Source organism: Polaromonas sp. (assembly GCF_036676035.1).
Classification (GTDB): domain Bacteria; phylum Pseudomonadota; class Gammaproteobacteria; order Burkholderiales; family Burkholderiaceae_C; genus Polaromonas.
The window spans coordinates 1-26144 of sequence record NZ_JAKFDR010000045.1 but is presented as its reverse complement, the minus strand read 5'-3'; the positions used below and the strand labels follow the sequence as shown (position 1 = coordinate 26144).

The window sequence follows — 26144 nt, the reverse complement described above, 5'->3', positions numbered from 1 at the left end:
GACACCACCGCATTTGCCGCCATCAGGCAGTGGAAAAACCAATTCAAATGAATCCTCACCACCACCTCATCGCCCTCCTTCGCTCTTTTCGCTTTTTCACTTCACGCCTGGCCCGTTTCGGGCTCGTTCTTGGTATCGCCGTCCTGGCAGGTTGCGCCACCAGCCAGCCTGGCCTGCCCGGTGACCCGGTATTGAGCACCGGCCCGGCCACTACCCCCTTGATCCCGGGCGGCCCACTGCAGGCCATCACGCCCGGACAGATCGGCACGCACCAGGTCGCTCCCACCGAGCCGCCCAAGGAGCTATGGGAGCGCATTCGCCGCGGCTTTGCCATGCCCAACCTTGAAAACGAACTGGTCACCGAGCGCGAGCAGTGGTATGCCAGCCGGCCCGACTACATCCAGCGCATGACGGAGCGCTCGAGCAAGTACCTGTTTCATATCGTCGAAGAACTCGAGCGCCGCCAGATGCCGACCGAGCTGGCGCTGCTGCCCTTCATTGAAAGCGCCTTCAATCCGCAAGCCGTCTCCAGCGCCAAGGCCGCCGGCATGTGGCAGTTCATGCCCGCCACGGGCAAGTATTTCTCCCTCAAGCAAAACGCCTTCCGCGACGACCGCCGCGATGTGCTGGCCTCGACCCGCGCCGCGCTGGACTACCTGCAAAAACTCCATGGCATGTTTGGCGACTGGCATCTGGCACTGGCCGCCTACAACTGGGGCGAAGGCAGCGTGGGCCGTGCCATCGCCAAGAACCAGAAAGCCGGCCTGGGCACCAGCTACCTGGACCTCAACATGCCCGCGGAAACGCGGCTGTATGTGCCCAAGCTGCAGGCAGTCAAAAACATCGTGGCCAACCCGCAGGCGTTTCACACCGAGTTGCCGCTGATTGAAAACCACCCCTACTTCCAGCAGGTGCAGCTGACCCGCGACATTGATGTGGCGCTCGCGGCCAAGCTGGCCGATGTGAAGATTGAAGACTTCAAGGCGCTGAACCCGTCGGCGCACCGCCCGGTCATTCTGATGGCCGGCACGCCGCATATTTTGCTGCCCTGGGACAACGCCAAGGTGTTTCAGCGCAATTTTGAAGCCTACAGCCAGGGCCAGTACGCCAGCTGGACGGCCTGGACCGCGCCGAGCACGATGAATCCGGCCGAAGCGGCTCGCCGCACCGGCATGAGCGAAGCCGACTTGCGCGGCGTCAACAACATTCCCCCGCGCATGCTCATCAAGGCCGGTTCGACCCTGCTGGTGCCGCGCTCGGCCAAAGTGGAAAACGACGTGACCAGCCACGTGGCCGACAACGCCCAGGTTTCATTGGCGCCTGAAATCGTGACGCGACGCACGACGGTCAAGGCGCGCAAAGGTGAGACCGTCGCCAGCATTGCCCGACGCTACAGCCTGAGCGTGGCCAGTGTGGCGGAGTGGAACAAGGTGAGCGCGGCCAGCCACTTCAAGCTGGGCCAGGCTGTGGTGGTGTTTCTGCCCATCAAGAGCCGGCCCATCGCCAAATCTTCAGCGCGCAGCAGCCCTGTCAAGGCGGTCAAACGCAGCCCTGGCAAGCCCATCGTCAAGGTCAAAAAGCGCTGAGCGGCCTGGCCTATGACGGGCTCACGCAAGAAGCTATCATTTTTATAGCTAAAAGTGATGGCAGCAGGTTTGCGAATCTGCCGTCAGCTCTGAGGCAGCAAGCCCGACAGAAATGCCGGCAAGGGCCGCCCCTGAGACAGCAGGTAAGCCGCCATGGGCCCGACCACCTCGCGCACCGCCGGCCTGCGGGTCATGGCGGCACGCCATTGCATCAAGTGGGGGGTTGCCTCTGTCATGACCGCCCCCATGCGCTCGCCAAACAGCTGGGCCATGTAAAAAGCAATGTCGGCGTAGGAGTAGCTCCCGGCCAGAAACGCCTGCCCCTCCAGCTGCGCTTCCATCTGGAGGTAGTAACGCGAGGCGATTTCACGGGCGGTCACCGCCATCGGGTCTTGCGGTTTGCCCTGCAACCCCATCAGGCGGATGATGGACGGAAAGTACACCTCGTCAGACTGGTGCTCCAGCAAGCGCGCCCGCGCCCGGGCGCGGATATCAGCGGGCCACAAGGCCGGCGCAGGCTGCAAATCTTCCAGGTATTCAAAAATCTGGGTCGAGTCGAACAGCTCCAGATCCCCATGAATCAGGACCGGCACCTGCTGCTTGGGATTGATGCGCAGCACGTCCGGGTGCTTGGGCTCGTAAAGCCGGCTCATCTCGAAGGGCACCATGACCAGTTCGACATCCAGCCCCTTCTCCAGTGCAGCAATCTGCACCTTGGCGCCAAACATGCTTAAAGGGCCGGAAAACAGGCGGATGCGGGTATTTGGCTGGGTCATCAAAGTTTCTCCGTCTCGCCCATCCGGGGCTGCCACTTCATGAGCTTGCGTTCAAGTTTACCGACAATACCGTCGAGCACCAGTGCAAAGGCGGTCAGCACCACAATGCCGGCAAACACGGTGTTCACGTCAAAGGTGCCCTCGGCCTGCAGGATCAGGTAGCCCACGCCGCGCGCCGAGCCCAGGTACTCGCCCACCACCGCGCCCACAAAGGCCAGGCCCACCGAGGTGTGCAAGCTGGAAAACACCCAGCTGGTGGCGCTGGGCAGGTAGACCGTGCGCAGCAGCTGCCGCTGGTTGGCGCCCAGCATGCGGGCGTTGGCCAGCACCACGGGGCTGACTTCCTTCACGCCCTGGTAGACGTTGAAAAACACAATGAAAAACACCAGCGTGATGGCCAGCGCCACCTTGCTCCAGATGCCCAGACCAAACCACATCGCAAAGATGGGCGCCAAAATCACGCGCGGCATGGAGTTGGCGGCCTTGATGTAAGGGTCCAGGATGGCACTGGCCGTGGGCGCCAGGGCCAACCACAGGCCGCAGGCCAGACCGAGCGCCGTGCCGAAGCCAAAGGCCAGCACGGTCTCCAGCAGCGTGGTCCCCAGGTGGATATAGATGTCGGCATTGCCGGCCAGGCCGTCCGGGTAGAGCGTGCTGGGGCCAAAGCCAAAAGGCATGAACCACGACCAGACACGGCCCGCCACCTTGACCGGCTCGCCGACGAAAAATGCCATTTGCAAGTCACGTGAAACCAGTTGCCAGGCGCCCAGAAAAACAATGAGTACGCCGATCTGCCAAGCGCGCAGGTTGCTGCCCGAAGGCTTGAGGTGACGCCACATGGTCATTCGTAAACCTCCGCGCTACGCGCTGCGGTATTCGTCTTGGGAGCGGCCCGGCGACTCATGCTGCCTTTTTGAGTTGCTGCGCGTAGCCCTTGAGCACTTCGTCGCGCAGCACGTTCCAGATCTGGGTGTGCAGCTCGACAAAGCGCGGCTGGCTGCGCACCTCGGCCACATCGCGCGGGCGCGGCAGGTCAATGACGAACTCGCCCATGGGGCGCGTGGCGGGCCCGGCCGACAGGACCACCACGCGGTCGCTCATGGCAATCGCCTCGTCCAGATCGTGGGTGATGAAAATCACCGCTTTCTTCTTGGCAGCCCACAGGTCCAGCACTTCGTTTTCCATGAGTTGGCGGGTCTGGATGTCAAGCGCTGAGAACGGTTCATCCATCAGGATGATGTCGGGGTCCAACGCCAGCGTTTGCGCCAGTGCCGTGCGCTTGCGCATGCCGCCCGACAGCTGGTGCGGGTAGCGCTCGCCAAACTCGCCCAGACCCACCCGGTCTAGCCAGGCCTGCGCTTGGACCCGGGCCTGGTCGTCAGGCACACCGCGGTACTGCAGGCCCACCATCACATTGTCGATTGCGCTGCGCCAGGGCATCAGCGCCTCCGTCTGGAACATGTAGCCGGCCCGGGTGTTGATGCCGTCGAGTGCCTTGCCAAAAACCTTGACCGTGCCGGAGGAAGGCGCCAGCAGGCCGGCACCGATGTTGAGCAAGGTGGACTTGCCACAGCCGGTCGGGCCCACCACCGAAACAAACTCGCCGGCGCGTATGCGCAAGGTGGTCTCGCCGACAGCGGTGTAGCCCTGCCCCGCATCCTCCCGCGACCGGAAGGTGCAAGTGATCTTGAGCAATTCAATCGCGTAATCGGAGGCGTGATTTTCGGCTGGGTCCGTCATGGGTGCATTGTCGCCGTGAACGGCCAGATTCGAAATGCCCAATACAAGGAAGTGCCGTTGTGAGTTCGACGCCTGGTTGGCCAAGCGCCGGATGATCGGAATGAGGTGACCGCCCGTAGGGGATCTCCCCCACCAGCAGGGGCCGCGGAACCGGCTCTGCCGGGCCGCAGGCGCAGCGGCCCCCTCGGGGGGCAGCGCAGCACACGCAGTGGCAAGCGTGGGGGCTTATTCAAGCCTTGAATTTTTCCTTGGCGCGCCGGGCAAACGCGTTGGTGTAGGTTTTGGACAGATCGATCTTGTCGGGCTTGATGGCCGGGTCAAAGCTGGCCAGCGCTTTCAGTGCGGTCTTGACGCCGTCGTCGGGAATGATGCCGTCCGGCGAAATGGATTCACGCACCTTGTTGAACGAAGCCAGGTACAGGCCGCGGTCGCCCAGCAGATAGGACTCGGGCACGGTCTTGATGATGTCGCCCGGGCCCGCGGTCTGCAGCCATTTAAGACCATGAACAATGGCATTGGCCAGTGCCTGGCAGGTGTTGGGGTTCTTCTGGATGAACTCGGTGGGCGCATACAGGCAGGCCGCCGGCATGGGGCCGCCGAACACATCGATCGTGCCCTTGAGGGTGCGCGTGTCCGAAATGATCTTGACCTCGCCTTTTTGCTCCAGCATGGTCATCACCGGATCGGTGTTGCTCAGGGCGTCAATCTGGCCCGAGCGCAAGGCGGCCAGCGCACCCGCGGCGGTGCCGACACCAATAAAGCTCACGTCGCCCGGCTTGAGGCCGGCGCGCGACAGCACCAGATTGGCCATCATGTTGGTGGACGAGCCGGGGGCCGACACGCCAATTTTTTTGCCTTTCAGTTCGGCCACGGACTTGAAGTTGGGCATGTTTTTGGTGGACACGCCGAAAGCGATCTGCGGCGCCCTGCCCTGCAGCACGAAGGCCTGGAACATCTGGTTTTTGGACTGCAGGTTGATGGTGTGCTCGTAGGCGCCCGAGCACACATCCGCCGAGCCGCCCACCACGGCCTGCAGGGCCCGCGCGCCACCGGCAAAGTCGCTGATCTCCACGTCCAGACCTTCGGCCTTGAAGTAGCCCAGCTGCTCGCTGATCGTCAGTGGCAGGTAGTAAAACGCAGCCTTGCCGCCGACCGCCAGGGCTATCTTGTTTTTTTCGAGTTTGGTCTGTGCGCGCAAGGCTGGCAGGGCCAGTGCAGCGGCGGCCAGTGCGGTTCCGCCAGCAAAAGTTCGGCGGGAAATAATGGGCTGATGACTCATGGGAGTCCTCCTTGTTTTGAGGTTTCACCCAAGCATAGTTGCGCATGAAAAAACCCGCATCGGGGTCATCCCGTGCGGGTTTGTACGCAAGCCGGATTGGTTACCGGCAGTTACTTTTTACAGGGGATTTTCCGACGGGCCGCCCCTAGGAAAATTAGCCCCTCTTCGTCGTGCAAGGGGCAGCGTACCGCCGAAGGCACGCGAAGCGACAAGCGTGGGGCGCCGTGCGCAGCGAAGGGCCGCCCCGAGCAAGCACAGCCCCCTCGGGGGGCAGCGCAGTACGCGAAGCGACAAGCGTGGGGGCACTATCCAGTCAGCGGTAGCCCACGAAAAGAATCGCCACATTGACCAGCAGCGCCAGGGCCCAGAGGATGGATCGGGTCAGGGCCATGTCGGCGATGTACATCATGATGTAAGCCATGCGCAGCACGACGAATGCAAACGCCAGAATGTCGAGCCTGGCCTGGTGCGCCTGCAGCTGGTGGGCAATGATCACCGCAGCGAAAAAGAACGGCAGCGACTCGAAGGTGTTGGCCTGCGCGCTGTTGGCGCGGGCACGCCAGTCGGTTTGCCCGGCCAGCCAGGCGCGCGGATTGTTGTTGTCATAACCGCCCTGGCGCCTGGGTACGCTCCACATGCCCGACTTGGCGATGACCGCACACACAATGGGCAGGATGGCGGCAATCAGAAGGCACCAGTAGGCGATGGTGAAACGTGCAAACATCATGAACAGGTACCCTTTTTACTTGTGATCGTCGTGTGGTGCGCGCAGGAAGCTATCAAAATTATAGCTAGCGTGGTGTTGCACGCTAGCTGGTAAATGTTCAGCGAAATTCAGCGCCTGTCGACCAGCGCATGGGCGATGGTGCCCAGATCGACGTACTCCAGTTCGCTGCCGACCGGCACGCCACGCGCCAGGCGCGTGACCTGCACGCCCCGGCTCTTGAGCGCCTGGGCAATCACATGCGCGGTGGCTTCGCCTTCCGCAGTGAAGTTGGTGGCCAGAATGACTTCCTTGACCTCACGCAAGGATGGCTCGAGCGGCGCGCCGCCGCCATCCTTGGGCACGACGCGGTCAAACAGTTTTTGCAGGCCAATGTCGTTGGGGCCAATGCCGTCAAGCGGACTGAGCTTGCCCATGAGCACAAAGTACAGACCTTGGTAGGCCAGCGTGCGCTCCAGCGCTGCCTGGTCGGCCGGGGTTTCGACCACGCAGAGTTTGCTGCGGTCGCGCTGCGGGTTCTGGCAGGTGCTGCAAATATCGAGCTCGGTCAGCGTGTTGCACAGCGCGCAATGCTTGACGCTGTGCACCGCATGCTCCAGCGCACGGGCAATTTGCAGCGCGCCGGGTTTGTCATGCTGCAGCAGATGAAAGGCCATGCGCGCGGCCGATTTGACCCCCACGCCGGGCAGCTTGCGCAGCGCCTGGGTCAGGCCATCAAGGGCGTTGGAGTCAGACATCCGGGGGTGCGACTATCGTTCGTGTTGGGCTTGACCTGCCCGAACGGAAGCGATCAGAACGGGAACTTCATGCCGCCGGGCAAGCCTGGCATCCCTGCCGTGAGCTTGCCCATTTTGGCCTGGCTGACTTCTTCGGCCTTGCGCACCGCCGCGTTGAACGCTGCGGCCACCAGGTCTTCCAGCATGTCCTTGTCGTCCGCCAGCAGGCTGGGGTCAATTTCAATGCGCTTGACGTCGTGTTTGCAGGTCATGGTGACTTTGACCAGGCCCGAGCCGGATTCGGCCGTGACCTCGACAAACGCGAGCTCTTCCTGAGCCTTTTTCATGTTGTCCTGCATGGCCTGGGCCTGCTTCATCAGGCCGGCGAGTTGTCCTTTGTTGAACATATGTTTTCCTTTGAATCTGAGTCACTGAATCTGAATTTGAATCTGTCGATGCAATCTGCAGGTCTTGCTTGGCTTCAATCATATCGGCTAGGACGCCGGCTGAGGGGCCAGCGGCTTGATGCTGCCGGGCACGATTTTCGCGCCATAGTCGCGGATCATGTCCTGCACAAACGGGTCGTTGAGAATGATCTCTTCCGCCACGCGCTGGCGCTCGGCCTGCGCGGCGGCATTGCGGCGGGCCGGCGTGTCCGTCACCGGGCCCACCTCCACCACCAGTTTGGCGATCTGCTCCGCCCCCAGCGCGGCCTGCAGCGCGGCCTGCAGCTTTTCGCGGGCCGCCGCCTGGCTCAGCGACTCGCGTTCCACCCGCAAGGTCCAGACGCCGTCGTCTTGCGAGCGCAGTTCGGACTGCAAGGCCACCTCGCGCGTCAGCGCCGCCACCGCCTCGGCTGCCACCAGCTGGTTGACCAACTGGCTCCACACATCGCCCAGCGGACCGGGCGTCAACGCGGGCATAGCCGGTGCTACGGCAGGTTCTGCGCGCACTGGTTCGGGCGCAGGCGTTGCGGGTGCCGACTCGGGTACTGCCTCGGGCGCTGAATCCGCTACAGTATTGATAGCTGCTGGCGCATATTCTTCCTGGGTTTGAGGCCGATTTGATTCCACAACCTGGCTGGATGCCGGGGCCGCTACGGCTGGAGGCGTGGCAGGCGATGCGGGCAGCTCAGGCTTTGAAGGCGCAAGCGCCCGATCGGCCAACACAGCGCTGGCCTTGAAAGGCTCAGGCGGTGACTTTTTTCCCGGCTCGACGGCACTCCCCACATACTGGGTCTGTGGGGCAGGGGCAGATACCGGCGCAGTGGCGCCCGCCGGTTTGAAAGCCAGCAGGCGCAGCAACACCATGGTTAGCGCCGCATACTCGTCGGGCGCCAGGCCCAACTCGCCACGCCCATGCAGGCACAGGCTGTAGAGCAGCTGCGTTTCGTCGGCCGGCAGCGTGTGCGCCAGCCGCGTCGTTTCGGCAATCTCGGGGTCGGTCTCGTCGTCGCCGGCGCCAATGCCGGGCACCGACTGCAGCACGGCCATGCGCTGCAGCACGGTGGTCATCTCTTCCAACGTGGAAGCCGCGCTCAAGCCGTTGAGGCGCAAGGTTTCGGAGGTTTCCACCACGGTCTTGCCATCGCCGCGCGCCAGCGCGTCGAGCAGGCGAAACACATAGCTTCGGTCCACGCTGCCCAGCATCAGGCGCACACCGGCCTCCTGCAGCTGGCCGGAGCCGAAGGCAATGGCCTGGTCGGTCAGCGACAGCGCGTCGCGCATGGAGCCGCGCGCCGCGCGCGCCAGCAGGCGCAGCGCCTGCGGCTCGGAGGGCACGTTTTCGGCCTGCAGCACCTGCGTCAGGTGCTCCAGAATCGTCTCGGGCGCCATCGGGCGCAGGTTGAACTGCAGGCAGCGCGACAGCACCGTGGCCGGCACTTTTTGCGGATCGGTCGTGGCCAGCACAAACTTGAGGTATTCGGGCGGCTCCTCCAGCGTCTTGAGCATGGCGTTGAAGGCCGTGTTCGTCAGCATGTGAACCTCGTCGATCATGAAGACCTTGAAGCGGCCCACGACAGGTTTGTAAACCGCCTGCTCCAGCAACTGCGCAATCTCGTCCACCCCGCGGTTGGACGCCGCATCGAGCTCGGTGTAGTCCACGAAGCGGCCGCTGTCAATGTCGGTACACGCCTGGCAGACGCCGCAGGGCTCGGACGTGATGCCGCCCTGCCCGTCGGTGCCGGTGCAATTGAGCGACTTGGCCAGAATGCGCGACACCGTGGTCTTGCCCACGCCCCGCGTGCCGGTGAACAGGTAGGCATGGTGCAGCCGCTGCGTGGCCAGTGCGTTGCCAAGCGCCTGCACCACATGCGACTGCCCCACCATTTCAGAGAAATTTTTGGGGCGGTATTTGCGGGCAAGCACTAAATAGGACATGCGTGCATTCTAAAGTGGCCGGATTGGATTTTTGACTCCAGGTCAGGGGCAAATTCCAACCCTGCCGCCCAAGTCACTTACAATCGGAAGTGACGGGCCTTCCCGCATGGTAAAGCGGCCAACCGGGTCAGGTGGGGAACCAAGCAGCCCTAACTGTGGAGTCAGTGCCGGGGTCAAGGCTCGTCACCTTATTTAGCCTAGCAGGCTGCTGAAATACTCACTGCGCCAGCGCAGCAGCTGACTCGAAGCGGTTTATTTTTGCGGTTCTGTTTCATATTTTGAGATTTCAGTGCTTTTTTAAGCTTTTGTTATTGGTTTGAAGCTCTGCTGGCACCTTTTTCACGCCTCACTGCCCCTGCAGGCGGATTTGTCCCAAGGTGCGCATACGCGTTAAGTTGTACGCGGCCATCGTCAGCACAAACATCTGATCGACCCGCTCAAGCCCGCGCACCATCACCTGCCGAATCCGGCCCACCGTTTTGGCCCAGCCAAAGCCCTGCTCAATGAGCTTTCTCTTTTGCTGGGAGACGGCGTAGCCGTCTGTCTCGGCAATGGCGTCGGGCACTGCCGAGCGCCTGCCTGAAGTGTTCTGCGCCACATGCGGCGTTACTTTCATCTCCAGGCAGGCATCGATGAATTCTTGCGCGTCATAGCCCTTGTCTGCGCCCAGCGTGATCTCGGCTTTCGCATCGCCCGCTGCCTGGCTTGCATCATGGATCATCGCTTTGGCCGCTTCTCGCTCAGCGTGACCATCTGCCATGGTCACCACGGCGTTGGCTATCAGCCCATGGCGGTTGTCAGTCAAGGTATGGCCCATGAAGCGAAGCTCGCTGCCCGTCTTGCCCTTGCGGTAGAGCCGGGCATCAGCGTCAGTTGTCGATTCGTGCGTCTCGTTGCTGCGAGTCTGGCCTTTGAAACTGCCGCCGCTGTGGTGATCATCACTGCCGTCTTTGCGCACAAAGCTCTTGTGGCCCGCCCAGGCCTGGATGAGTGTGCCGTCCACGCTGAAGTGTTCGCCCGAGAGCCAGTCTTGTTTGTCGGCTACTTCGAGCACATGGTTGAACAGTTCAATGACCGCGTCATGCGCTATCAGGCGTTCGCGGTTCTTGGTGAAGACTGTGGGCACCCATACGGCATCGTCCATGGCCAGGCCTATGAACCAGCGAAACAGCAAGTTGTACTGGGTCTGCTCCATGAGCTGGCGCTCCGAGCGCACGCTGTAGAACACTTGCAACAGCATGGCGCGCAGCAGTTTCTCGGGGGCGATGCTGGGCCGGCCGCCTTTGATGTCAGCCTCGTACATTCCGGCGAACAGTACGTCCATCTTCACCAAGGCCTCGTTGACCATCTGGCGTATGGGCCGCAAAGGATGTTCACTTGGCACAAAGTCTTCCAGATGCCGCATCGTGAACAGGCTTTCGGTGAAGGTGTCGGCTCCGCGCATGGGGATTACTTGGCTTATGGCCTGGTGAAAAAAAGGGCTGCCTCAGGTAAACGCTTGAGGCAGCATCTCGGCGGACTCCGTTCCGAGGTATTTCAGCAGCCTGCTAGAAGCCCTACCTATGCGGCTTTCAGGCTGTTTGAGGTCCTGATTTTCTCTGTTTTGTGTCAGTTTGATGTGTCACTTTCTTAAAAGTTGACTTGATCGAGCGACCATGGCGAAACTTCCAGGGCTTTTTAAACGTGATGGCATTTACCAGCTATGCATAGTCATCCCGACCCACCTTCAGGTGGTTTACGGGGGCGAACTAAATTCACCCAGTCTCTGGGGACTCATCTATGGTGATTGAGCTATGGGGTACAGATAAAGACTCCGGAAACCTTCCTGAAAAGGCCGTCCGGCCTCTGGGAGCAAACCAAGTTGGTGGCACTCAGATTCACGTTATGTGGAGAGCAGTAGTTTTTTGCATCCACAAACCAATTGCTTTTCATACGATCACAGTTATCTGCCAATGGTCCGGCCTCTTCTACATCATGCGCCTTCTGAGGCGGGACTGGGGGTTTGCCAGCTGGTGCAACCACCGGCGCTTTAGGAGGAATGGGGTTTGACGGCAAGACCACCGGATTTGAAGATGGCGTGGGGGGGGGGGCAGCATTGTTTACAACACATATGTCGGCCGACACTGTTACCACTACTGGCCGACTCCAGGTCTTGAAAGACAGCTTTACCTGCTCCGCATTGGCAGACACACCAGGAGTCGGAATATTTGAGAATCCGCAAAGTGCTCCTCCGACACATGATGACGAAGGATTCCTAAAAAAAGCGCCCATGTTCTTAAATTTCTGATCCATTTCAAGCGTCAGTGTTTGCATAGGTCGAGTGTTAGCCCAATCCCCGCAGTGTTTACTGCAATGCCAGTCAGGGGTAGTAACTGAATTTGAAACCTTGCTAATGCATTCGATAGCTGCGTCCGCCTGTGAGCATACAAATGCGAAACAAACAAAGAACGTCTTCAACAAATAGAATTTCCTCATGATTTTCCTCTCTTGGATTATTTTTAACTAACAAAAAAACTCAAATCAAACAGACCATTCAATGCTCGCACGGGCATAACCTTGGTAGTAAATTTCGTCGACCTCTTGCTTCTGGCTAACCTCGACAGAAGGATTGTCCACTGCATAAATTTGACCGTTTTGGGCTTCAATTTGCAAGGTCGCGGCCGCAATCTTTTCATTGATAAGAATAGACGCTTGAGTGACAGCATCGCCTTGACTCCCTAACCAATCACTTTGCGCACTCAGATTTGTAGTTGTCATATTTTCCTTAATTTTTAGCTTCTCATAGCGATTCGGCATTGATAAGTGCTATTTCACGTGGCTTTTTAGAAAGCCAAACGATGTCTGCGAATCGAGCTCGTATCCATGGATCATCGATTTCCTTGCAAGCCTTTGCGAGGGCCGCGATATCGCCTTCAACGAAGTCCTCTGGTAAAGATGACCGCCGACCATCACCCGCCTCGAAAATGGGAGCAAAGGGAGTATTTGTACTGCGTGGCTTCACCATCATCGAAGTGACAGCGGCGAACAACTTCAACGCCCTTGCGGAAACCTCTTTGCCTTCTTTTCCCGCTTGCTCTGAGGCTCTGCCAAAGGCTTGCCAAAGTGACATGAATGGTTCGTCTGCCGTAGGCAAGGCGGCTTTCCAGCCGCAGTCCAGAAGATCCCGAAATCCCACTTGATACTTACTCTCCATCGTCCCTCCAACATTCCGGTCGCGGGCGTGATTGCCCTCATGCAGTATTGCCAATGGTCAATCTTTTGCTACAGCGATTGGCGAATCTTGAGAATGGAAATTTTCTATTGTTATCAATAACTTATATGAATTTTCCGAGTTATTTTGCGCGTTTATTTGCGAATCGAAAATGAGCCTTGATGCTGCGCAGCATTCAAGAACAAATCACGCAGTACCAATCAGCTCGCACGCCACGGCCTGATACAGCCCCTCAGGAACTGACCTCCTCCATCGCCGTCGTCGTATTAAGCGCATGCTCTGCAATTTGCGCTGACGCCAGCGCCAGGGTGGCCAGCGGATAGGTGCCGCTGATGATGCCCTGGTAGGCAATTTCTGCACCGACGGGGTCGCTGCCCAGCCCCTCGGTGGCGGCAATGATGCAAGCTTCAATGCTGTCCAGGCCGGCGTCGCCGAACAGCGCTTCCCCTTCGTAAGTCACGCGGTATTCGTAAGCTCCCGAGCCCAGCCGGTCAATGTTGAAACGCACAATCATGGAACAATCCTTTCTGGCAATTTAATCACCACCAAATTGCTATCAAATTAATAGCTTATTACGCTCGTCTTTATTGGAGCTAGAGGCCAAAATGACTTAAAACACCCTGCCCGGCCCGGCGTCCCGTGGCAAAACAGGCGGTGAGCAGGTAGCCGCCGGTGGGCGCTTCCCAGTCCAGCATTTCACCTGCGCAAAACACGCCCGGCAGCTTGCGCAGCATCAGGCCGTCATCCAGCGCCTCAAACGGCACGCCGCCGGCGCTGCTGATCGCCTCGTCGATCGGGCGCGCTGCCACCACACGCACCGGCAGGGCCTTGATGGCGGCCGCGAGTTGTGCGGGGTCGTTCATGGCCTCTTTGCCGAGCAGCTCGTGCAGGATGGCGGACTTGATGCCTTCGAGGCCGAGACGGCTTTTGAGGTGGCTGGACAGCGAGCGCGAGCCGCGCGGGTGCGACACCTCGGCCAGCACGCGCTCGGGCGATTTGTCGGGCAGCAGGTCCAGATGAAAAATGGCGCTGCCGCTGGCGGCAATGTCGTCGCGCAAGCTGGCGGAGGCGGCGTAAATCAGACTGCCTTCCACGCCGGTGGCCGTGGCCACAAACTCGCCGCGCCGGCTAAAGTGGCGGCCTTGCGCATCGGTCAAGCTGATGGCCACCGACTTGAAAGGCTGGCCGGCAAAGCGGCTGACAAAGTATTCGCTCCAGCCGGTTTCGGGCGCCGCACCCTGGCCGATCAGGGTTTTGAGAAATTCACGCCGGGTTTCAGCGTCGTCGGTGCTGCTGCGGCCCACATCAAAGCCGCAGTTCGAGGGTTGCAGCGGCAGCACCGGCACGCCGCGCGCTTCCAGCAGCGTCGCCCAGGCACCGTCGGAGCCCAGCCGCGCCCAGCTGCCGCCGCCCAGTGCCAGCACCACGGCATCGGCCTGCACCTGCAACTCGCCGGCGGGTGTTGAAAAATGCAGTGCGCCATCAGCGCCCCAACCCAGCCAGCGGTGCCGCATGAAAAACTGCACACCCGCGCTGCGCAGCCGGTGCAGCCAGGCGCGCAGCAAAGGGGCGGCCTTCATGTCTTTGGGAAACACGCGGCCCGAGCTGCCCACAAAGGTGTCCACGCCCAGCGCGTGCGCCCAAGCGCGAAGCTCGGTGGCGCCAAAGGCGGCGATGCGGGGCTCCAGCGCGGCACGCCGCTCGCCGTAGCGGCTCATGAAGGCCTCGAAAGCTTCCGAATGCGTGAGGTTCAAACCCCCCTTGCCGGCCAGCAAAAACTTGCGACCCACCGACGGCATGGCGTCGTACAGCTGCACCACCAGACCGGGCACGCCGGCGCTGGCCAGCACCTCGGCGGCCATCAGGCCGGCGGGCCCGCCGCCGATCACGGCCACGCGCAAGGGGCGGGCATCGGCAGGATGGGATGGAACAGGACTGGCAGGGTGGCTCAAGGTAATTTCCGTTTGCAAAAAATCGGTTGTCAGGGGTTTTCAGAAAATCTGGATGAGTTGCACAGCTTTGAAACCCGTATTTTTGCTATTATTTTTATAGCTTAATGCGAATACTTCATGCGGGCTACAGGGCTAAATCGCTTGGATATTGAAGCCCAGAGGCTGTCGGGCGCATGCTCGATTGTCCCTCAAGCCAACTCCACCACCGCCCCTTGCCCGGTCAGAAAGGCGGCCTTCACCGCAGCGCCCGGGTACAACGCCTGCACGGCCGCCTGGTAAGTCTGCATCTTGGCCACCAGCGCGGGCTGGCGCTGCGGCGAACGGGCCGATTTGTAGTCCAGCACCCACCACTGGCCTTCGTGTCCGGCATCCTTGCGCTGCACCAGCCGGTCCAGCCGAAAGCTCTGCCCCTGGTAGACCAACTCCACCTCGTTGCCGTGCCAGGCCACCACGCCGGCATCCCAGGCCCAGGCGCCCTCGCCGGCCAGAATGCGCTGCGCCATGGCGGCGGCCTCGCCGGCCTGGACGGGGTTCAGGTGAAACTCGCGCGCGGCGGCCGTGACTTGCGGCGGTGACGCGCCACCCCACTCCAGCAGCCGGTGCATGGCCTTGCCTTTGCGGGCTGACAGCGAATCTGAATCTTCATCGTCGTCTTCAGCAGGCGTCGCCTGTACCAGCAAGGCCTCGGGCAGTTCAGGCAATGCCGGAAGCTGGAAGACTGCAGCAGCCGCGTCCGCCGTCGACGTCGATGCCACCGCAGGCTCGGGTGCAGGCGGCAGCGCCACCGCCTGCGCCAGCCCCTGCAGGCGTTGCCACCAGCTGTGCGTGGTCTCGCGGTGCGGTGCTATCGACGAAATCGCCAGCGTGTGCCGGGCACGGGTCAGCGCCACATACAGCGCATTGAGCTCTTCACGCTGGCGCTCCGCCTGCTCTTGGGCCAGCGTGTCCTGCGCGCAGGCCGGCGGGCGGCTTTCGCTGACCAGAAACACGAACTTGCGCGGCTCGGCGGCCTCGCCGGGCCAGTCCACCAGCACGCTCATGCTGTCGGCGTTGCGCTCCACCGTGTCGGTGTCCAGCAGCAGCACGGCCTTCGCTTCCAGCCCTTTGGCGCCATGAATGGTCAACAGCCGCACGGCCTCGCTGCTGACCGTCGCGGGCGCGAGCAGGCCGCCGGCCTTGAGCGCGCGCACAAAGGCATAGGGTGTGGCGTAGCGGCCCTGGTCCAGCTCCAGCGCCACCCCCAGCAGCGCCCGCAGATTGGCCAGCACGGTGTTGCGCAGCGCGGCCGGGGCTGCCGCGGCAAAACGGGCCAGCACATCGCCGTCGTGAAAAATCGCCTGCAGCGCGTCGTGCGGCGGCAGGCTGTCCAGCCAGCCTTTCCATAGCGTCAAAATAGCTTTCAGCCCTTGCAGTTCCGGCGTTGGCGGCTCTGATTTTTGTAGCACATCAAACCATGAGCCGCCCTGCTCGCGCTGCCGCAGGGCGATCTGCACCAGGCCATCATCGCCAAGCCCGAACAGCGGCGACTTGAGCGCCCGCGCCAGCGACAAATCGTGCTGCGGTGACACCAGCACATCGAGCAGCGCCACCACATCGAGCACTTCGCAGCATTCGATCAAATCGGTTTTCTCGCCAATCTGCGCCGCAATGTGCAGCTTGCGCAACTCGTCCTGCAGCGGCATCAGGCCGGCCCGCTTGCGCGACAGCACCATGATGTCCGACGGCTTTAAACCATGGGTGAGTTGTTGTGCAACCCACGCGGCGGCCTGGCGCGCTTCCAGGGTGCGCAGCGTTTCCTCGGGCAGTTCGCGCGGGGTGGTCAGGCTGTCGCGCCAGCCAGATGATGGCGGCGCATCCTCGCCTGCTGAGCCCTTTTCACGGGGAATGGGCGGCAGCCGGCACACCGCGCCCTGCTCCTTCGAATCCGTCGTGTGCGCCCTGAACCCTTCATAACCATCGGCCTGCCCTGCCGTGCCCAGCGCGGCGTTCACCATGGCGATCACCTGCAAGGCGTTGCGGCGGGTGTGGTCGCAGCTGAGCAGATCGCCGCCCAGCCCCTCGCGGATGAAGCGCTGCGCGGCGCGAAACACCTGCGGCTCGGCGCGGCGGAAGCGGTAAATGCTTTGCTTGGGATCGCCCACAATGAAGACGCTGGGCGCCGCAGCACCGGCGCCCGCATAGCTGCCCAACCAAGACGACAGCGCCTGCCACTGCAAGGGGTTGGTGTCCTGGAACTCGTCGATCAGCAGGTGCCTGATGCGCCCGTCCAGCCGCTCCTGCACCCAGCCCGAAAGCACCGGGTCGCCCAGCATCACCAGCGCGGCACGTTCGACGTCGTTCATGTCGACCCAGCCATGCTCGCGTTTGAGCGCCGTGAATTCAGCGATCAGCAGGCGGCTCAGCCGCGCCATGTGCTGCTGGTAAAGCCATGCCTCATGTTGCTGGCGGGCGGCTGCCACGCGCAGCACCAGGTCCTGCGCCGCGCGCACCTGCGCTATGCCGACAATTTTTTCGCCAAACTTGCGCGGCGTGCCTTTCTCGGTCAGCAAGGCGGCGAAGACGGCGGGCATGTCGCCGGCCGTCAGGGCTTGTTCCAGCTCCACGCCTTTGGCCGAGAACGTGGGCGCGCTGGCCCGGCCCAGCGCCACCGCGGCGGCACTCAGCGCCTGGCGATGGGCGGGTTGATCGGTGAGCAGTGCTTCTGGCGTTTGCAGTCCGGCAAACTCGGGAAACTGCTCGCCAAAGGGTTGCACCGAGGCATCCACCACGCCCTGCGCGTCCGCCAGCGCAAATTCAATGCGCTTGTCCAGCGCTGTCTGCAGGGCCTTGCCGGCCTGAAAGCGGCCGTGCGTCTCGACCACGGCTTCAAAATCGGCCTTGAGCGCGGGCTCGGCCACCAGCGCCGCATAAAAGCGCCGCCAGACCAGCGCCTTGGCCGGGCCGTCGTCTTCGAGCAGCTCGTAATTGACCGGCAAGCCCAGGCGCTGCAACACCAGCACCGGGGCACTGCGCAGCAGCGCCGCAAACCAGCCGTGAAAGGTGCGGATCTGCACCGGCCGGCCCGTGGCCAGCATGCTTTGATATAGATTTGATAGCTGCTTGCGCAGGTGGGGCGCGGGCTGCTGGCCTGTTTGGCTTGAAACACCGCGGATGCGCAGCTCCCGGGCCAGGGTGTCATCGTCCGCATGGGCAAACTGCGCCAGCCACTCATACAGGCGCTCGCGCATCTCGCCGGCGGCCTTTTTGGTGAAGGTGATGGCCAAGATCTCGTGCGGCTGGGCGCGCGAGGCATCGTCTTCGCTCGCCCCCTCCAGCAAAGCCCGCACCATGCGCGAGACCAGCATCCAGGTTTTACCGGCCCCGGCACAGGCCTCCACCGCCACGCTGCGGCGCGGGTCGCAGGCGATGGTGTAAAAAGTTTCAGCGGAAACTGGCGTGCCGTTGCGTTCGTAGGCGGCTTGCACCGCGCCCTCGCTCATGCGCCCTCCCGAAAGTCTTTGCGGCACAGGCCGCGCGCCGCGCAGAAGTCGCAGGCCTTGCCTTCTCCCAGCGCCGGCAGGGGCGCGCCCTGGGCGATTCGGCCCATGTCGCTCAGGATGCCGCCAATCAGCTCATCGCGCAGTTCAACAATGTCGGGCTGCGCAAAGCTGCGGGTCGGCTCTTTCTCGCCCAGGTTCACGTAGGCCGCGGCCAGCGTGTCGTCGTGCAGCAGCGCGGCGTAGAAGGCCAGCTGGGTATCTTCAGCGCCCTGTTTGATGCGTTCATTCGTGGTGGTGCGTGCCTCGGTTTTGTAGTCCATCACCAGGGTGCTGCCGTCGGCCTGCTGGTCCATGCGATCGATCCGGCCGACCAGCGTGAGCGGGCCCAGCGGCATGGTTTTGGCCACCTCGGCCTGTGCAAACCGCGCACCGGTGGCTTCATGTTCAGCCAGCCACTGCAGGTAGCCTTCGCGCACGCGCGGCCAGGCGGCGGCAAAGGGCAAGAACTCGCTGTCGCTCAGGCCCAGCTCCCGGGCTGCCTGCTGGGCCGCTATATTTATCATAGCTGTCTGCGCAGGCAGATCGCCGGCTGGCGTCGCTTTTAACTGCTCATGAAAATGCCGCAGCAGACTGTGCAGCCAGTTGCCAAAGTCGCGCTTACCCAGCTCGCCATCGAGCTCGTCGGACTCCTGCAGCTTGAGCTGGCGTAGCGCAAAGAAACGGTAGGGGCAGCGGCGCAGGTCTTCGTAGGCGCTGGCAGACAGGCGCTCCACCGGCAGTACCTGGCCGGTGGGCATGGGCGCCGGCGTGGGCTGCACAGCCACTTCGCGCGGGCGACGCGGGTCTGGCGACAGCACCGGCGTCTGCAGCAGCAACAGCTCCTGCACAAAGCCGCTGGGCATCAGCCGCTCGCCCCCTTCGCTGGTTCGCCACAGCACATCCACCCGGGGCAATTGCAAGGCGTAGCGCCAGGCGGCACGGGCGACCAGGCTCAGTTCCTGGCGCGAAGGCAGGCCCAGCAGCTCGCGCTGGCCCGGCGTCCACAGCCCCGCAGGCTCGGGCGAGACCGGCAGGCGGATTTCGTCGCAACCGGGCAGCACCACGGCCTGCATGGGCCGGCCCAGCAGCTGGCTGAGCGGCAGGATGACCACCTGGGCCTGGGACGGGTGCCGCGGCGTGAAGCTGACTGACTCCAGCACCTGATTGACCCAACTGGTCACATCGCGCAGTCCCATGCGCGGCAGCTGATCGGCAAATTCGGCTTCGGCGCCTTCGTGCAGGCGCAGCACATCGAGCACCGCCATGCCGGCGGCGTCCTGCATCAGCGCCTCCCACTGGCCGGCGCTTTGCAGGGCGGCCCGCAGATCGCGCAACCAGGCTGCCAGCGGCCGTGCACGCTGCAAGGCATCCCGCAGCGCTTGTACCTGGCCAATCAGCGCGCTGCTGGCCTGCCATGCCTCTGGCGGGGCAGGCAGCGACCGCCACTGCCGCACGCCCGCCTTGCGCAGCGCGACCTCCAGCGCCGTGACGCCAGACGCCTCAAAGGCCGGCGCGTTCTTCAGCCAGTCCAACACGGCATCGGTGGACGCGTCCCAGGGCTGTGCGCGCAGCAGGCTCATCAGGCTGGCCGCAGCCCGGGTGGTCGAGAGCTTCCAGCCGGTTTCATCGCGCAGCGCCACGCCGCGCTCGTCCAGCATGGCGCGTATCCGGCGCGTGAGCACGCGGTCCTGAGCGATCAGCGCGACCGGACTGCGCCCCTGCGCCAGGTGCGCCAGCACACAGGCCGCCGCACGTTGCGCTTCGTCTTCCGCGTCCTGGGCGGCATGCAGCGCGGGCACGCCCGCATCGGCCGGCAGATTCAGGGGGATGGAGAAGGCACGCTCGCCAAACCGGGTTTTCAACGCCTCGGTCAGGGGCTCGGCCTGAAAGCCTTCCAACACCACCAGCAGCTCGGCGGGCGCCGAAAAAAGCCGGTCCGAGGGGTAGCTGGAGTTGGCGGCCCAAGCCAGCGCGAGCCGGCCCAGCGCGGCCTCCAGCGCCAGCACCGGGGCCTCCAGCCCGGCGCCCAAACCAGCCGCCAGACGGGCCCCCCAGGCCGGACGCTGCTCGGGCGGCACGGCAGCAGCCAGTTTGGCGATAGCCCAGGCCGCTTCGACCAGGCGGCCTGCGAGGGCGTCCTGATGCTCGGCCAGGCCTGCACGCGCCAGCAGGGAAGCGGCAGTCAGCACATCGCAAGCCACGTCGAGCCGCAGATCGTCCCCCGAAGGCTCGAACACCCCCAGCGTGCCGCCCAGGCTGGCGCTCCAATTCATGGTGGTTTCAAACCGCGGCACCAGGCAGACCTCGGCCCCGGCGCTGCCAGCCTGGGCCAGCCAGGCAGCCCTGGCCTGCTGCATCAGCTGGGCGTAGGGCAGCAGCACCACGGCGCGGGACGGATGGACGCCACGCTGAGCCAGCGCGGCGGCCAGCTGCGCCATGGCCTGCTGCCAGGCGATGTCAGCCGGATGTCCGGCAGACGCAGGCTGCGCCAATGGAGGGTGCATGACGTTGGCTATCACGGTCATAGGACGGACCGGGACGAATACAGCCGACAGGGGTACTTGGTTTCTGCCACAATGCCTGCAACTTTAGCCGTATCTTGAAACCTCTTTCAGAAAAAGGAGCCGTCATGGCCAGCGAACTGATTAAACACACCACCGATGCCACCTTTGAAGCCGACGTGCTGAAGTCAAGCAAGCCCGTGCTGGTGGATTACTGGGCTGAATGGTGTGGCCCCTGCAAGATGATCGCCCCCATCCTGGACGAAGTGGCCACCGGCTATGACGGCAAGCTGCAGATCGCCAAGATGAATGTGGACGAAAACCGCGACATCCCGGCCAAGTTCGGCATTCGCGGCATCCCGACCCTGATGCTGTTCAAGGACGGCCAGCTCGCCGCCACCAAGGTCGGCGCCATGAGCAAGGCCCAGTTGACCGCCTTCATTGACCAGCAACTGGCCTGACACGCACGGCCATTGGCCATTGCATGGCGTTTGTGCAAGCTGCGAAGAACCTTGAAACACCCAAGGCTCTTCGCAACATCAGGCGCAACCCTCCCCGCCCGGCCTCAACGCCCCTTGCCCCGGCAGCCGGCGCCCCGTTTTACCCCCGCAATTTCCTGTCATAATGTGCCCTATTCGCTGACTGGCTGCTGCCAGCCGGTTCGAGTTCCCGGTTTGTAAGCCTCCCCTTCTTTTCCGGCTTCCTTTCAAACCTCCCCCGTTTTTTTACTGAACTCCGCAAGGAGTAATCACATGCACTTAAACGAACTCAAGGCACTGCACGTGTCTGAAGTCCTCAAGCAGGCCGAAGCCCTCGAAATTGAAAACGTCGGCCGCATGCGCAAGCAGGAACTGATGTTTGCGATCATCAAGAAGCGTGCCAAAACCGGCGAAACCATCGTGGCCGATGGCGTGCTGGAAGTGCTGCCCGACGGTTTTGGTTTCCTGCGCGCACCGGACTCGAGCTACACCGCCAGCACCGACGACATCTACATCAGCCCCAGCCAGATCCGCCGCTTCAATCTGCACACCGGCGACATGATTGAAGGCGAAGTGCGCACCCCCAAAGACGGCGAGCGCTACTTTGCACTGAACAAGCTCGACAAGGTCAACGACGGCGCACCTGAAGACAACAAGCACAAGGTCATGTTCGAGAACCTGACGCCGCTGTTCCCGCGCGAACAGTTCAAGCTCGAGCGCGACATCAAGGCCGAAGAAAACCTGACCAGCCGCATCATCGACATCATCGCCCCCATCGGCAAAGGCCAGCGCGCCCTGCTGGTCGCGCCGCCCAAGTCCGGCAAGACCGTGATGATGCAGAACATCGCCCACGCCATCACGGCCAACTACCCTGAAGTGGTGATGATGGTGCTGCTGGTCGATGAGCGCCCTGAAGAGGTCACCGAGATGCAGCGCAGCGTGCGCGGCGAGGTGATCTCCTCGACCTTTGACGAACCGGCCGCCCGCCACGTGCATGTGGCTGAAATGGTGATCGAGCGCGCCAAGCGCCTGGTCGAACTCGGCAAGGACGTGGTGATTCTGCTGGACTCCATCACCCGACTGGCCCGCGCCTACAACAACGTGCTGCCCTCGTCAGGCAAGGTGCTCACCGGCGGCGTCGACGCCAACGCCCTGCAGCGCCCCAAGCGTTTCTTTGGTGCAGCGCGCAAAATCGAGGAAGGCGGCAGCCTGACCATCATAGGCACCGCGCTGGTCGATACCGGCAGCCGCATGGACGAGGTGATCTTTGAAGAATTCAAGGGCACCGGTAACAGTGAAATCCACCTGGACCGCCGCCTCTACGAAAAACGCGTGTTCCCGGCAATTCACCTCAACCGCAGCGGCACCCGCAAGGAAGAGCTGCTGCTGGCCCCTGAAATCCTGCAAAAGTCACGCATCTTGCGCCAATTCATGTACAACATGGACGAAATCGAGTCCATGGAGCTCATGCTCAAAAACATGAAAGCGACCAAAAACAACCACGAATTCTTCGACATGATGCGGCGAGGCGGCTAAAGCCGCCTCGCCAACTATCGCCCCCACGGTTGCTCACTTCGTGTAGCGCCCTGCCCCCCGAGGGGGCCGCTGCGCCTGCGGCCCGGCGAAGCCGGTTCCGCGGCCCCGGCTGGTATGAAGAGCTCCCATGCTCGCTCACTCATGTTGCACCGAACACCCAGATCGCTATCAAATTAATAGCTTGCTACGCACGTTCTACGTGGACTAGAGGCCAATCTGATGCATAAATCAAGCTCAAAATCAGCGTTCAACAGATAGACATGTAAAGCAAGCTTGACACTCGTACCCATCAAGCGATACGAAGTGAGCGATGGAGCGCCCCAACCAAGCGGGGGCCGCGGAACCGGCTTCGCCGGGCCGCAGGCGCAGCGGCCCCCTCGGGGGGCAGGAAGCTACACGCAGTGAGCGACCGTGGGGGTGGTATAATCGCTGGCTTAGCGGAAAGTGCCCAGGAATGGCTTGAGTGGCTCCCGCAACGAATAAGGAAAGATCATGAAAGAAGGCATTCACCCCAACTACCGCGAAGTTTGCTTTTTGGACTTGTCCAACAACTTCAAATTCGTCACACGCTCCTGCGTGAACACCAAAGAAATGGTGAAGATGGAAGACGGTCGCGAACTGCCCCTGTACAAGCTCGATACGTCCAGCGAGTCACACCCTTTCTATACCGGCACGCAAAAATCCGTGGACAACATGGGTGGCCGTGTCGAGAAGTTCCGCAACCGCTTTGGCAAAACCGCTGCCAAAGAGGCAGCTCCCGAAGTCACCAAGTAAGCTGCGCAATTTTTTTGTCCCATCGAAAAAGCAGCCTGAGGTTTCAGGCTGCTTTTTTTTTGCCCCAAAATTGCACCCATTCGTCCACTTACCCCTGACTCACCTTGAACAAGCCTTCGCCCGCCATCGTTGCCCAGTCGGCCGTGCGCCGTTTGCCACGGCTGGCGCTGCTGCTGTTTTGCGTGGCCTATGTGCTGCCGGGGTTTTTCGGGCGCGGTCCCTGGAAAAACGCCGACATCGCCGCATTCGGCGCGATGCAGGAACTCGCGTCCACGGGCATCAACTGGCTGCAGCCGCAGTTGTTGGGGCGCTTTGCCGAATTTGAAGCCCTGCTGCCCTACTGGCTGGGTGCGCTGGCCATCAAGGGCCTGCCTTTTCTGGACCCGGCTTTTGCCGTGCGCATTCCGTTCGGGCTATTGCTCGCGCTGACGCTGCTGGCGACCTGGTATGCAGTGTATTACCTGGCCCGCAGCCCCCAGGCCCAGCCGGTGGCCTTTGCCTTTGGCGGTGAAGCGGGCCCGATCGACTATGCCCGGGCCATTGCCGATGCCGGCCTGCTGGCCCTGATCGCCAGCCTGGGCCTGGCGCAGCTCTCGCACGAAACCACGCCTGCACTGGCCCAACTGGGTTGCACCGCGCTGGTGTTTTATGCGATGGCGGCCAGCCCTTACCGCCGGGCCACCCAGCTATTCGGCCCGGCGCTGGGCCTGGTCGCCGGCCTGATGGGCCTGGCCCTGAGTGGTGCGCCGACGCTGGCTGTTTTGCTGGGCGCCGGCGGCGCACTGGTGGAATGGAGCCATGGCCGCAGGAGCCATGACGAGGCCGCAACGGACGGCAAGCGGGCCTCGCAACACTGGATCTTGCTGATGGTGGCCGCCACCGTGGCCGTGGCGCTACTGGCTTCCTGGCTGAATTTGTGGCGCTGGCGCATCGAGCTGCACGGGCTTGAAAACCCCGACCATCGCAAGCACTGGCGCAGCCTGCTGCGCCTGCTGGTCTGGTTCACCTGGCCGGCGTGGCCCCTGGCGCTCTGGACCTTGTGGCGCTGGCGCTGGCAATTGACCAGCCGTCATGTGGCTTTGCCTTTATGGTTTGCCTGCGTTGCCATTGTCTCGACGCTCACAACGCCCGCCGCAGACCGCAGCCTGCTGCTCAGCCTGCCGGCGCTGGCCGCGCTGGCCGCCTTTGCCCTGCCAACGCTCAAGCGCAGCGTGGCTTCACTGATCGACTGGTTTACCCTGCTGTTCTTCACCGGCTGCGCTTTCATCATCTGGGTGGTCTGGCTGGCCATGCAAACCGGTGTGCCCAGACAGCCTGCCGCCAACGTCGCCAAGCTGGCACCCGGGTTTGAGCCCAGTTTTTCATGGTTTGCATTTCTGGTCGCCCTGCTGGCCACACTGGCCTGGGGCTGGCTGGTTCATTGGCGAGCTGGCAAGCAGCGTGCGGTCCTCTGGCGGTCGCTGGTCCTGCCGGCGGGCGGCGCCACACTGTGCTGGCTGCTGCTGATGACGCTGTGGCTGCCGCTGCTGGATTACGCACGCAGCTACGCCCCCCTGTCCCGGCAAGTGGCCAGCATGGTGGACAAAAGCGCCTGCGTGGAAATTTACGGCCTGAGCATTGCCCAGACCGCCGCCTTGCAATACCACGGGCAACTGGAGCTGCACCAGGCCGGCGCGAAGGCCCGTTGCCCCTACCTGGTCGTCGATGCCGACGCGCAGGCCACGCTGAGCAGCACGGTGGATTTGCCCGAATGGGCGTTCAAGGCCACCATACGCCGGCCTACCGACAGCAATGAGAACGTGCTGCTGTTCAAACGCGTCAGCCTGACCATGAGCGGGCCTGCCACCCGGCCGGCATCGGCCAAAGCCATTCGCCGTTTGTGAGCGAACTGAAAATCATAGTCCAGCACGCCGGCACGGTGCTGGTGGGCCAGCTGGCCGTGATGGCGTTTGGGGTTGCCGATACCGTGATTGCCGGCCGCTACAGCGACGCGGCACTGGCGGCCTTGTCCGTGGGCTCGGCCATCTACATCAGCGTCTATGTCAGCCTGATCGGCATCGTGCAGGCCCTGCTGCCCATCTGGGCGGAACTGCATGGCGCACGCCGCTACGAAGCCGTAGGGCAATCGCTCCGGCAAAGCCTGTACCTGGTGGCCGCCATTGGGGTGGTGGGCATCGCAGCCCTGCTGTTTCCCGGCCCCTTGCTGCATTGGGCCGAAGTCCCGCAATCGATGCAGGGTGAGGTGCAGCGCTACCTGGCCGTGCTGGCGCTGGCGTTTGTCCCTGCCCTGCTGTTTCGGGTGTACAGCACGCTCAACCAGTCGCTGGGCAAACCCCTGCTGGTCACCTGGCTCCAGGTGGGCGCCCTGCTGGTCAAAATCCCCTTGTCGATCTGGTTTGTGGCCGGTGGCTGGGGGCTGGAGCCCATGGGCGTGGTCGGTTGCGCCTGGGCCACGCTGGCGGTCAACTATCTGCTGCTGGTGCTGGCGGTGCTGATGCTGCGCGCACAGCCCCTCTACCGGCCTTACCGGATCTGGAAATCCCTGGAGCGGCCCCACTGGCGCGAAATCGCCAGGTTTGCGCGCCTTGGCATCCCGGGTGGCCTGGCTTACCTGGTTGAGGTCACTTCGTTTACCCTGATGGCCCTGTTCATCGCCCGGCTGGGCACCGCGGCGGCGGCCAGCCACCAGATTGCCTCCAGCGTGGCCGCCGTGCTTTACATGATGCCGCTGTCCATGGCGCTGGCCTGCAGCGCCCGTGTGTCATTCTGGATCGGCGCAGGCTTTCCGGAGCAGGCCCGGCGTGTGGTCTTGTTGGGTTTTAAGCTCACAGCCGGCATAGCCATTGCGGTAACCATCCCCCGGCAAAGCCGGGGGCTTTCAATTTTGTGAGCCGCTCAAAGCGGCTAAACGGGGTCGCTAACGCGGCCCCAACTCTTTGGGCCACCGAAACGGTGGCGACCTATCTCCACA

At 62.6% G+C, this 26144-nt stretch carries 20 protein-coding genes, 1 other RNA gene and 1 pseudogene; 7 read left to right on the top strand and 15 right to left on the bottom strand.

Annotated features, from left to right (window positions below; genetic code table 11):
* Positions 1-47 precede the first annotated feature (47 nt).
* Positions 48-1586, top strand: a complete 1539-nt coding sequence (locus tag V6M61_RS07235; protein WP_332775893.1) for a transglycosylase SLT domain-containing protein — start codon at positions 48-50, stop codon at positions 1584-1586.
* Positions 1587-1669: 83 nt separating this feature from the next.
* On the opposite strand, the gene V6M61_RS07230 is transcribed toward V6M61_RS07235, so the two are convergent.
* The 8 genes from V6M61_RS07230 to dnaX all read right to left on the bottom strand — a co-directional run bounded on the left by V6M61_RS07230 (position 1670) and on the right by dnaX (position 9202).
* Positions 1670-2362 (bottom strand): glutathione S-transferase family protein, encoded by a 693-nt coding sequence (locus tag V6M61_RS07230; protein WP_332775892.1) that lies wholly within the window; start codon positions 2360-2362, stop codon positions 1670-1672.
* Positions 2362-3201: an ABC transporter permease gene (locus V6M61_RS07225; protein ID WP_332775903.1), complete on the bottom strand. Its 840-nt coding sequence runs from the start codon at positions 3199-3201 to the stop codon at positions 2362-2364. The genes V6M61_RS07230 and V6M61_RS07225 overlap by 1 nt, the downstream gene beginning before the upstream one ends.
* Positions 3202-3262: 61 nt before the next feature.
* Positions 3263-4102 carry an ABC transporter ATP-binding protein gene (locus tag V6M61_RS07220; protein ID WP_332775891.1) on the bottom strand — a complete coding sequence of 280 codons (840 nt, stop codon included), beginning with the start codon at positions 4100-4102 and terminating at the stop codon, positions 3263-3265.
* Positions 4103-4331: 229 nt separating this feature from the next.
* Entirely contained in the window at positions 4332-5381 is a 1050-nt protein-coding gene (locus tag V6M61_RS07215) for an ABC transporter substrate-binding protein (protein WP_332775890.1), read from the bottom strand.
* 313 nt (positions 5382-5694) lie between these two features.
* Positions 5695-6108 carry an MAPEG family protein gene (locus V6M61_RS07210; protein ID WP_332775889.1) on the bottom strand — a complete coding sequence of 138 codons (414 nt, stop codon included), beginning with the start codon at positions 6106-6108 and terminating at the stop codon, positions 5695-5697.
* A 107-nt stretch (positions 6109-6215) separates the two neighbouring features.
* Positions 6216-6842, bottom strand: coding sequence for a recombination mediator RecR (recR, locus tag V6M61_RS07205; protein WP_332775888.1), 627 nt, complete (start codon positions 6840-6842; stop codon positions 6216-6218).
* Between the two features lie 53 nt (positions 6843-6895).
* Complete coding sequence (locus V6M61_RS07200; RefSeq protein ID WP_332775887.1) at positions 6896-7228, bottom strand: YbaB/EbfC family nucleoid-associated protein; 333 nt, start codon at positions 7226-7228, stop codon at positions 6896-6898.
* Positions 7229-7315: 87 nt separating this feature from the next.
* Positions 7316-9202 carry a DNA polymerase III subunit gamma/tau gene (gene dnaX / locus V6M61_RS07195; protein ID WP_332775886.1) on the bottom strand — a complete coding sequence of 629 codons (1887 nt, stop codon included), beginning with the start codon at positions 9200-9202 and terminating at the stop codon, positions 7316-7318.
* Between the two features lie 91 nt (positions 9203-9293).
* On the opposite strand from dnaX, the gene ffs reads away from it, so the two are divergent.
* An RNA gene (gene ffs, locus V6M61_RS07190) (signal recognition particle sRNA small type) lies at positions 9294-9390 on the top strand.
* A gap of 158 nt (positions 9391-9548) precedes the next feature.
* On the opposite strand, the gene V6M61_RS07185 is transcribed toward ffs, so the two are convergent.
* The 7 genes from V6M61_RS07185 to V6M61_RS07155 all read right to left on the bottom strand — a co-directional run bounded on the left by V6M61_RS07185 (position 9549) and on the right by V6M61_RS07155 (position 20387).
* The gene (locus V6M61_RS07185; RefSeq protein WP_332775885.1) at positions 9549-10646 is read right to left on the bottom strand and encodes an IS5 family transposase; all 1098 of its coding nucleotides are present in this window, start codon (positions 10644-10646) and stop codon (positions 9549-9551) included.
* 1076 nt (positions 10647-11722) lie between these two features.
* Positions 11723-11998 (bottom strand): hypothetical protein, encoded by a 276-nt coding sequence (locus V6M61_RS07180; protein ID WP_332775884.1) that lies wholly within the window; start codon positions 11996-11998, stop codon positions 11723-11725.
* Positions 11982-12449, bottom strand: coding sequence for a DUF7380 domain-containing protein (locus V6M61_RS07175; protein ID WP_332775883.1), 468 nt, complete (start codon positions 12447-12449; stop codon positions 11982-11984). Before V6M61_RS07175 ends, V6M61_RS07180 begins: the two co-directional genes overlap by 17 nt.
* A 196-nt stretch (positions 12450-12645) precedes the next feature.
* A complete protein-coding gene (locus V6M61_RS07170) occupies positions 12646-12927 on the bottom strand; it encodes a hypothetical protein (protein WP_332775882.1) in 282 nt (93 codons plus the stop codon).
* A gap of 79 nt (positions 12928-13006) precedes the next feature.
* Positions 13007-14365 carry a TIGR03862 family flavoprotein gene (locus tag V6M61_RS07165; RefSeq protein ID WP_332775881.1) on the bottom strand — a complete coding sequence of 453 codons (1359 nt, stop codon included), beginning with the start codon at positions 14363-14365 and terminating at the stop codon, positions 13007-13009.
* Between the two features lie 188 nt (positions 14366-14553).
* Positions 14554-17844, bottom strand: coding sequence for a UvrD-helicase domain-containing protein (locus V6M61_RS07160; RefSeq protein ID WP_332775880.1), 3291 nt, complete (start codon positions 17842-17844; stop codon positions 14554-14556).
* Positions 17841-20387, bottom strand: coding sequence for a PD-(D/E)XK nuclease family protein (locus V6M61_RS07155; protein WP_332775879.1), 2547 nt, complete (start codon positions 20385-20387; stop codon positions 17841-17843). Before V6M61_RS07155 ends, V6M61_RS07160 begins: the two co-directional genes overlap by 4 nt.
* A gap of 125 nt (positions 20388-20512) precedes the next feature.
* Here V6M61_RS07155 and trxA point away from each other — a divergent pair, with 125 nt between their 5' ends.
* From trxA to V6M61_RS07130, 5 genes and pseudogenes are all read left to right on the top strand, one after another.
* Entirely contained in the window at positions 20513-20845 is a 333-nt protein-coding gene (gene trxA / locus V6M61_RS07150) for a thioredoxin TrxA (RefSeq protein WP_332775878.1), read from the top strand.
* A gap of 291 nt (positions 20846-21136) precedes the next feature.
* Complete coding sequence (rho, locus tag V6M61_RS07145; RefSeq protein ID WP_332775877.1) at positions 21137-22399, top strand: transcription termination factor Rho; 1263 nt, start codon at positions 21137-21139, stop codon at positions 22397-22399.
* A gap of 492 nt (positions 22400-22891) precedes the next feature.
* Positions 22892-23173 carry a type B 50S ribosomal protein L31 gene (locus V6M61_RS07140; protein WP_332775876.1) on the top strand — a complete coding sequence of 94 codons (282 nt, stop codon included), beginning with the start codon at positions 22892-22894 and terminating at the stop codon, positions 23171-23173.
* 104 nt (positions 23174-23277) lie between these two features.
* Entirely contained in the window at positions 23278-25056 is a 1779-nt protein-coding gene (locus tag V6M61_RS07135; protein ID WP_332775875.1) for a hypothetical protein, read from the top strand.
* Positions 25053-26024 (top strand): annotated as a pseudogene (locus V6M61_RS07130) (MATE family efflux transporter); the annotation flags it as partial. The gene V6M61_RS07135 and the pseudogene V6M61_RS07130, both read left to right, overlap by 4 nt.
* Positions 26025-26144: the final 120 nt, after the last annotated feature.

Coding starts and splice junctions, on each gene's coding strand:
- V6M61_RS07180 (WP_332775884.1), bottom strand. CDS start 11,998: ATGCCGAATCGCTATGAGAAGCTAAAAATTAAGGAAAATATGACAACT.
- V6M61_RS07160 (WP_332775880.1), bottom strand. CDS start 17,844: ATGAGCGAGGGCGCGGTGCAAGCCGCCTACGAACGCAACGGCACGCCA.
- V6M61_RS07200 (WP_332775887.1), bottom strand. CDS start 7,228: ATGTTCAACAAAGGACAACTCGCCGGCCTGATGAAGCAGGCCCAGGCC.
- V6M61_RS07230 (WP_332775892.1), bottom strand. CDS start 2,362: ATGACCCAGCCAAATACCCGCATCCGCCTGTTTTCCGGCCCTTTAAGC.
- V6M61_RS07185 (WP_332775885.1), bottom strand. CDS start 10,646: ATGCGCGGAGCCGACACCTTCACCGAAAGCCTGTTCACGATGCGGCAT.
- V6M61_RS07235 (WP_332775893.1), top strand. CDS start 48: ATGAATCCTCACCACCACCTCATCGCCCTCCTTCGCTCTTTTCGCTTT.
- V6M61_RS07170 (WP_332775882.1), bottom strand. CDS start 12,927: ATGATTGTGCGTTTCAACATTGACCGGCTGGGCTCGGGAGCTTACGAA.
- dnaX (WP_332775886.1), bottom strand. CDS start 9,202: ATGTCCTATTTAGTGCTTGCCCGCAAATACCGCCCCAAAAATTTCTCT.
- V6M61_RS07225 (WP_332775903.1), bottom strand. CDS start 3,201: ATGTGGCGTCACCTCAAGCCTTCGGGCAGCAACCTGCGCGCTTGGCAG.
- V6M61_RS07220 (WP_332775891.1), bottom strand. CDS start 4,102: ATGACGGACCCAGCCGAAAATCACGCCTCCGATTACGCGATTGAATTG.
- V6M61_RS07215 (WP_332775890.1), bottom strand. CDS start 5,381: ATGAGTCATCAGCCCATTATTTCCCGCCGAACTTTTGCTGGCGGAACC.
- V6M61_RS07155 (WP_332775879.1), bottom strand. CDS start 20,387: ATGCACCCTCCATTGGCGCAGCCTGCGTCTGCCGGACATCCGGCTGAC.
- trxA (WP_332775878.1), top strand. CDS start 20,513: ATGGCCAGCGAACTGATTAAACACACCACCGATGCCACCTTTGAAGCC.
- V6M61_RS07140 (WP_332775876.1), top strand. CDS start 22,892: ATGAAAGAAGGCATTCACCCCAACTACCGCGAAGTTTGCTTTTTGGAC.
- recR (WP_332775888.1), bottom strand. CDS start 6,842: ATGTCTGACTCCAACGCCCTTGATGGCCTGACCCAGGCGCTGCGCAAG.
- rho (WP_332775877.1), top strand. CDS start 21,137: ATGCACTTAAACGAACTCAAGGCACTGCACGTGTCTGAAGTCCTCAAG.
- V6M61_RS07210 (WP_332775889.1), bottom strand. CDS start 6,108: ATGATGTTTGCACGTTTCACCATCGCCTACTGGTGCCTTCTGATTGCC.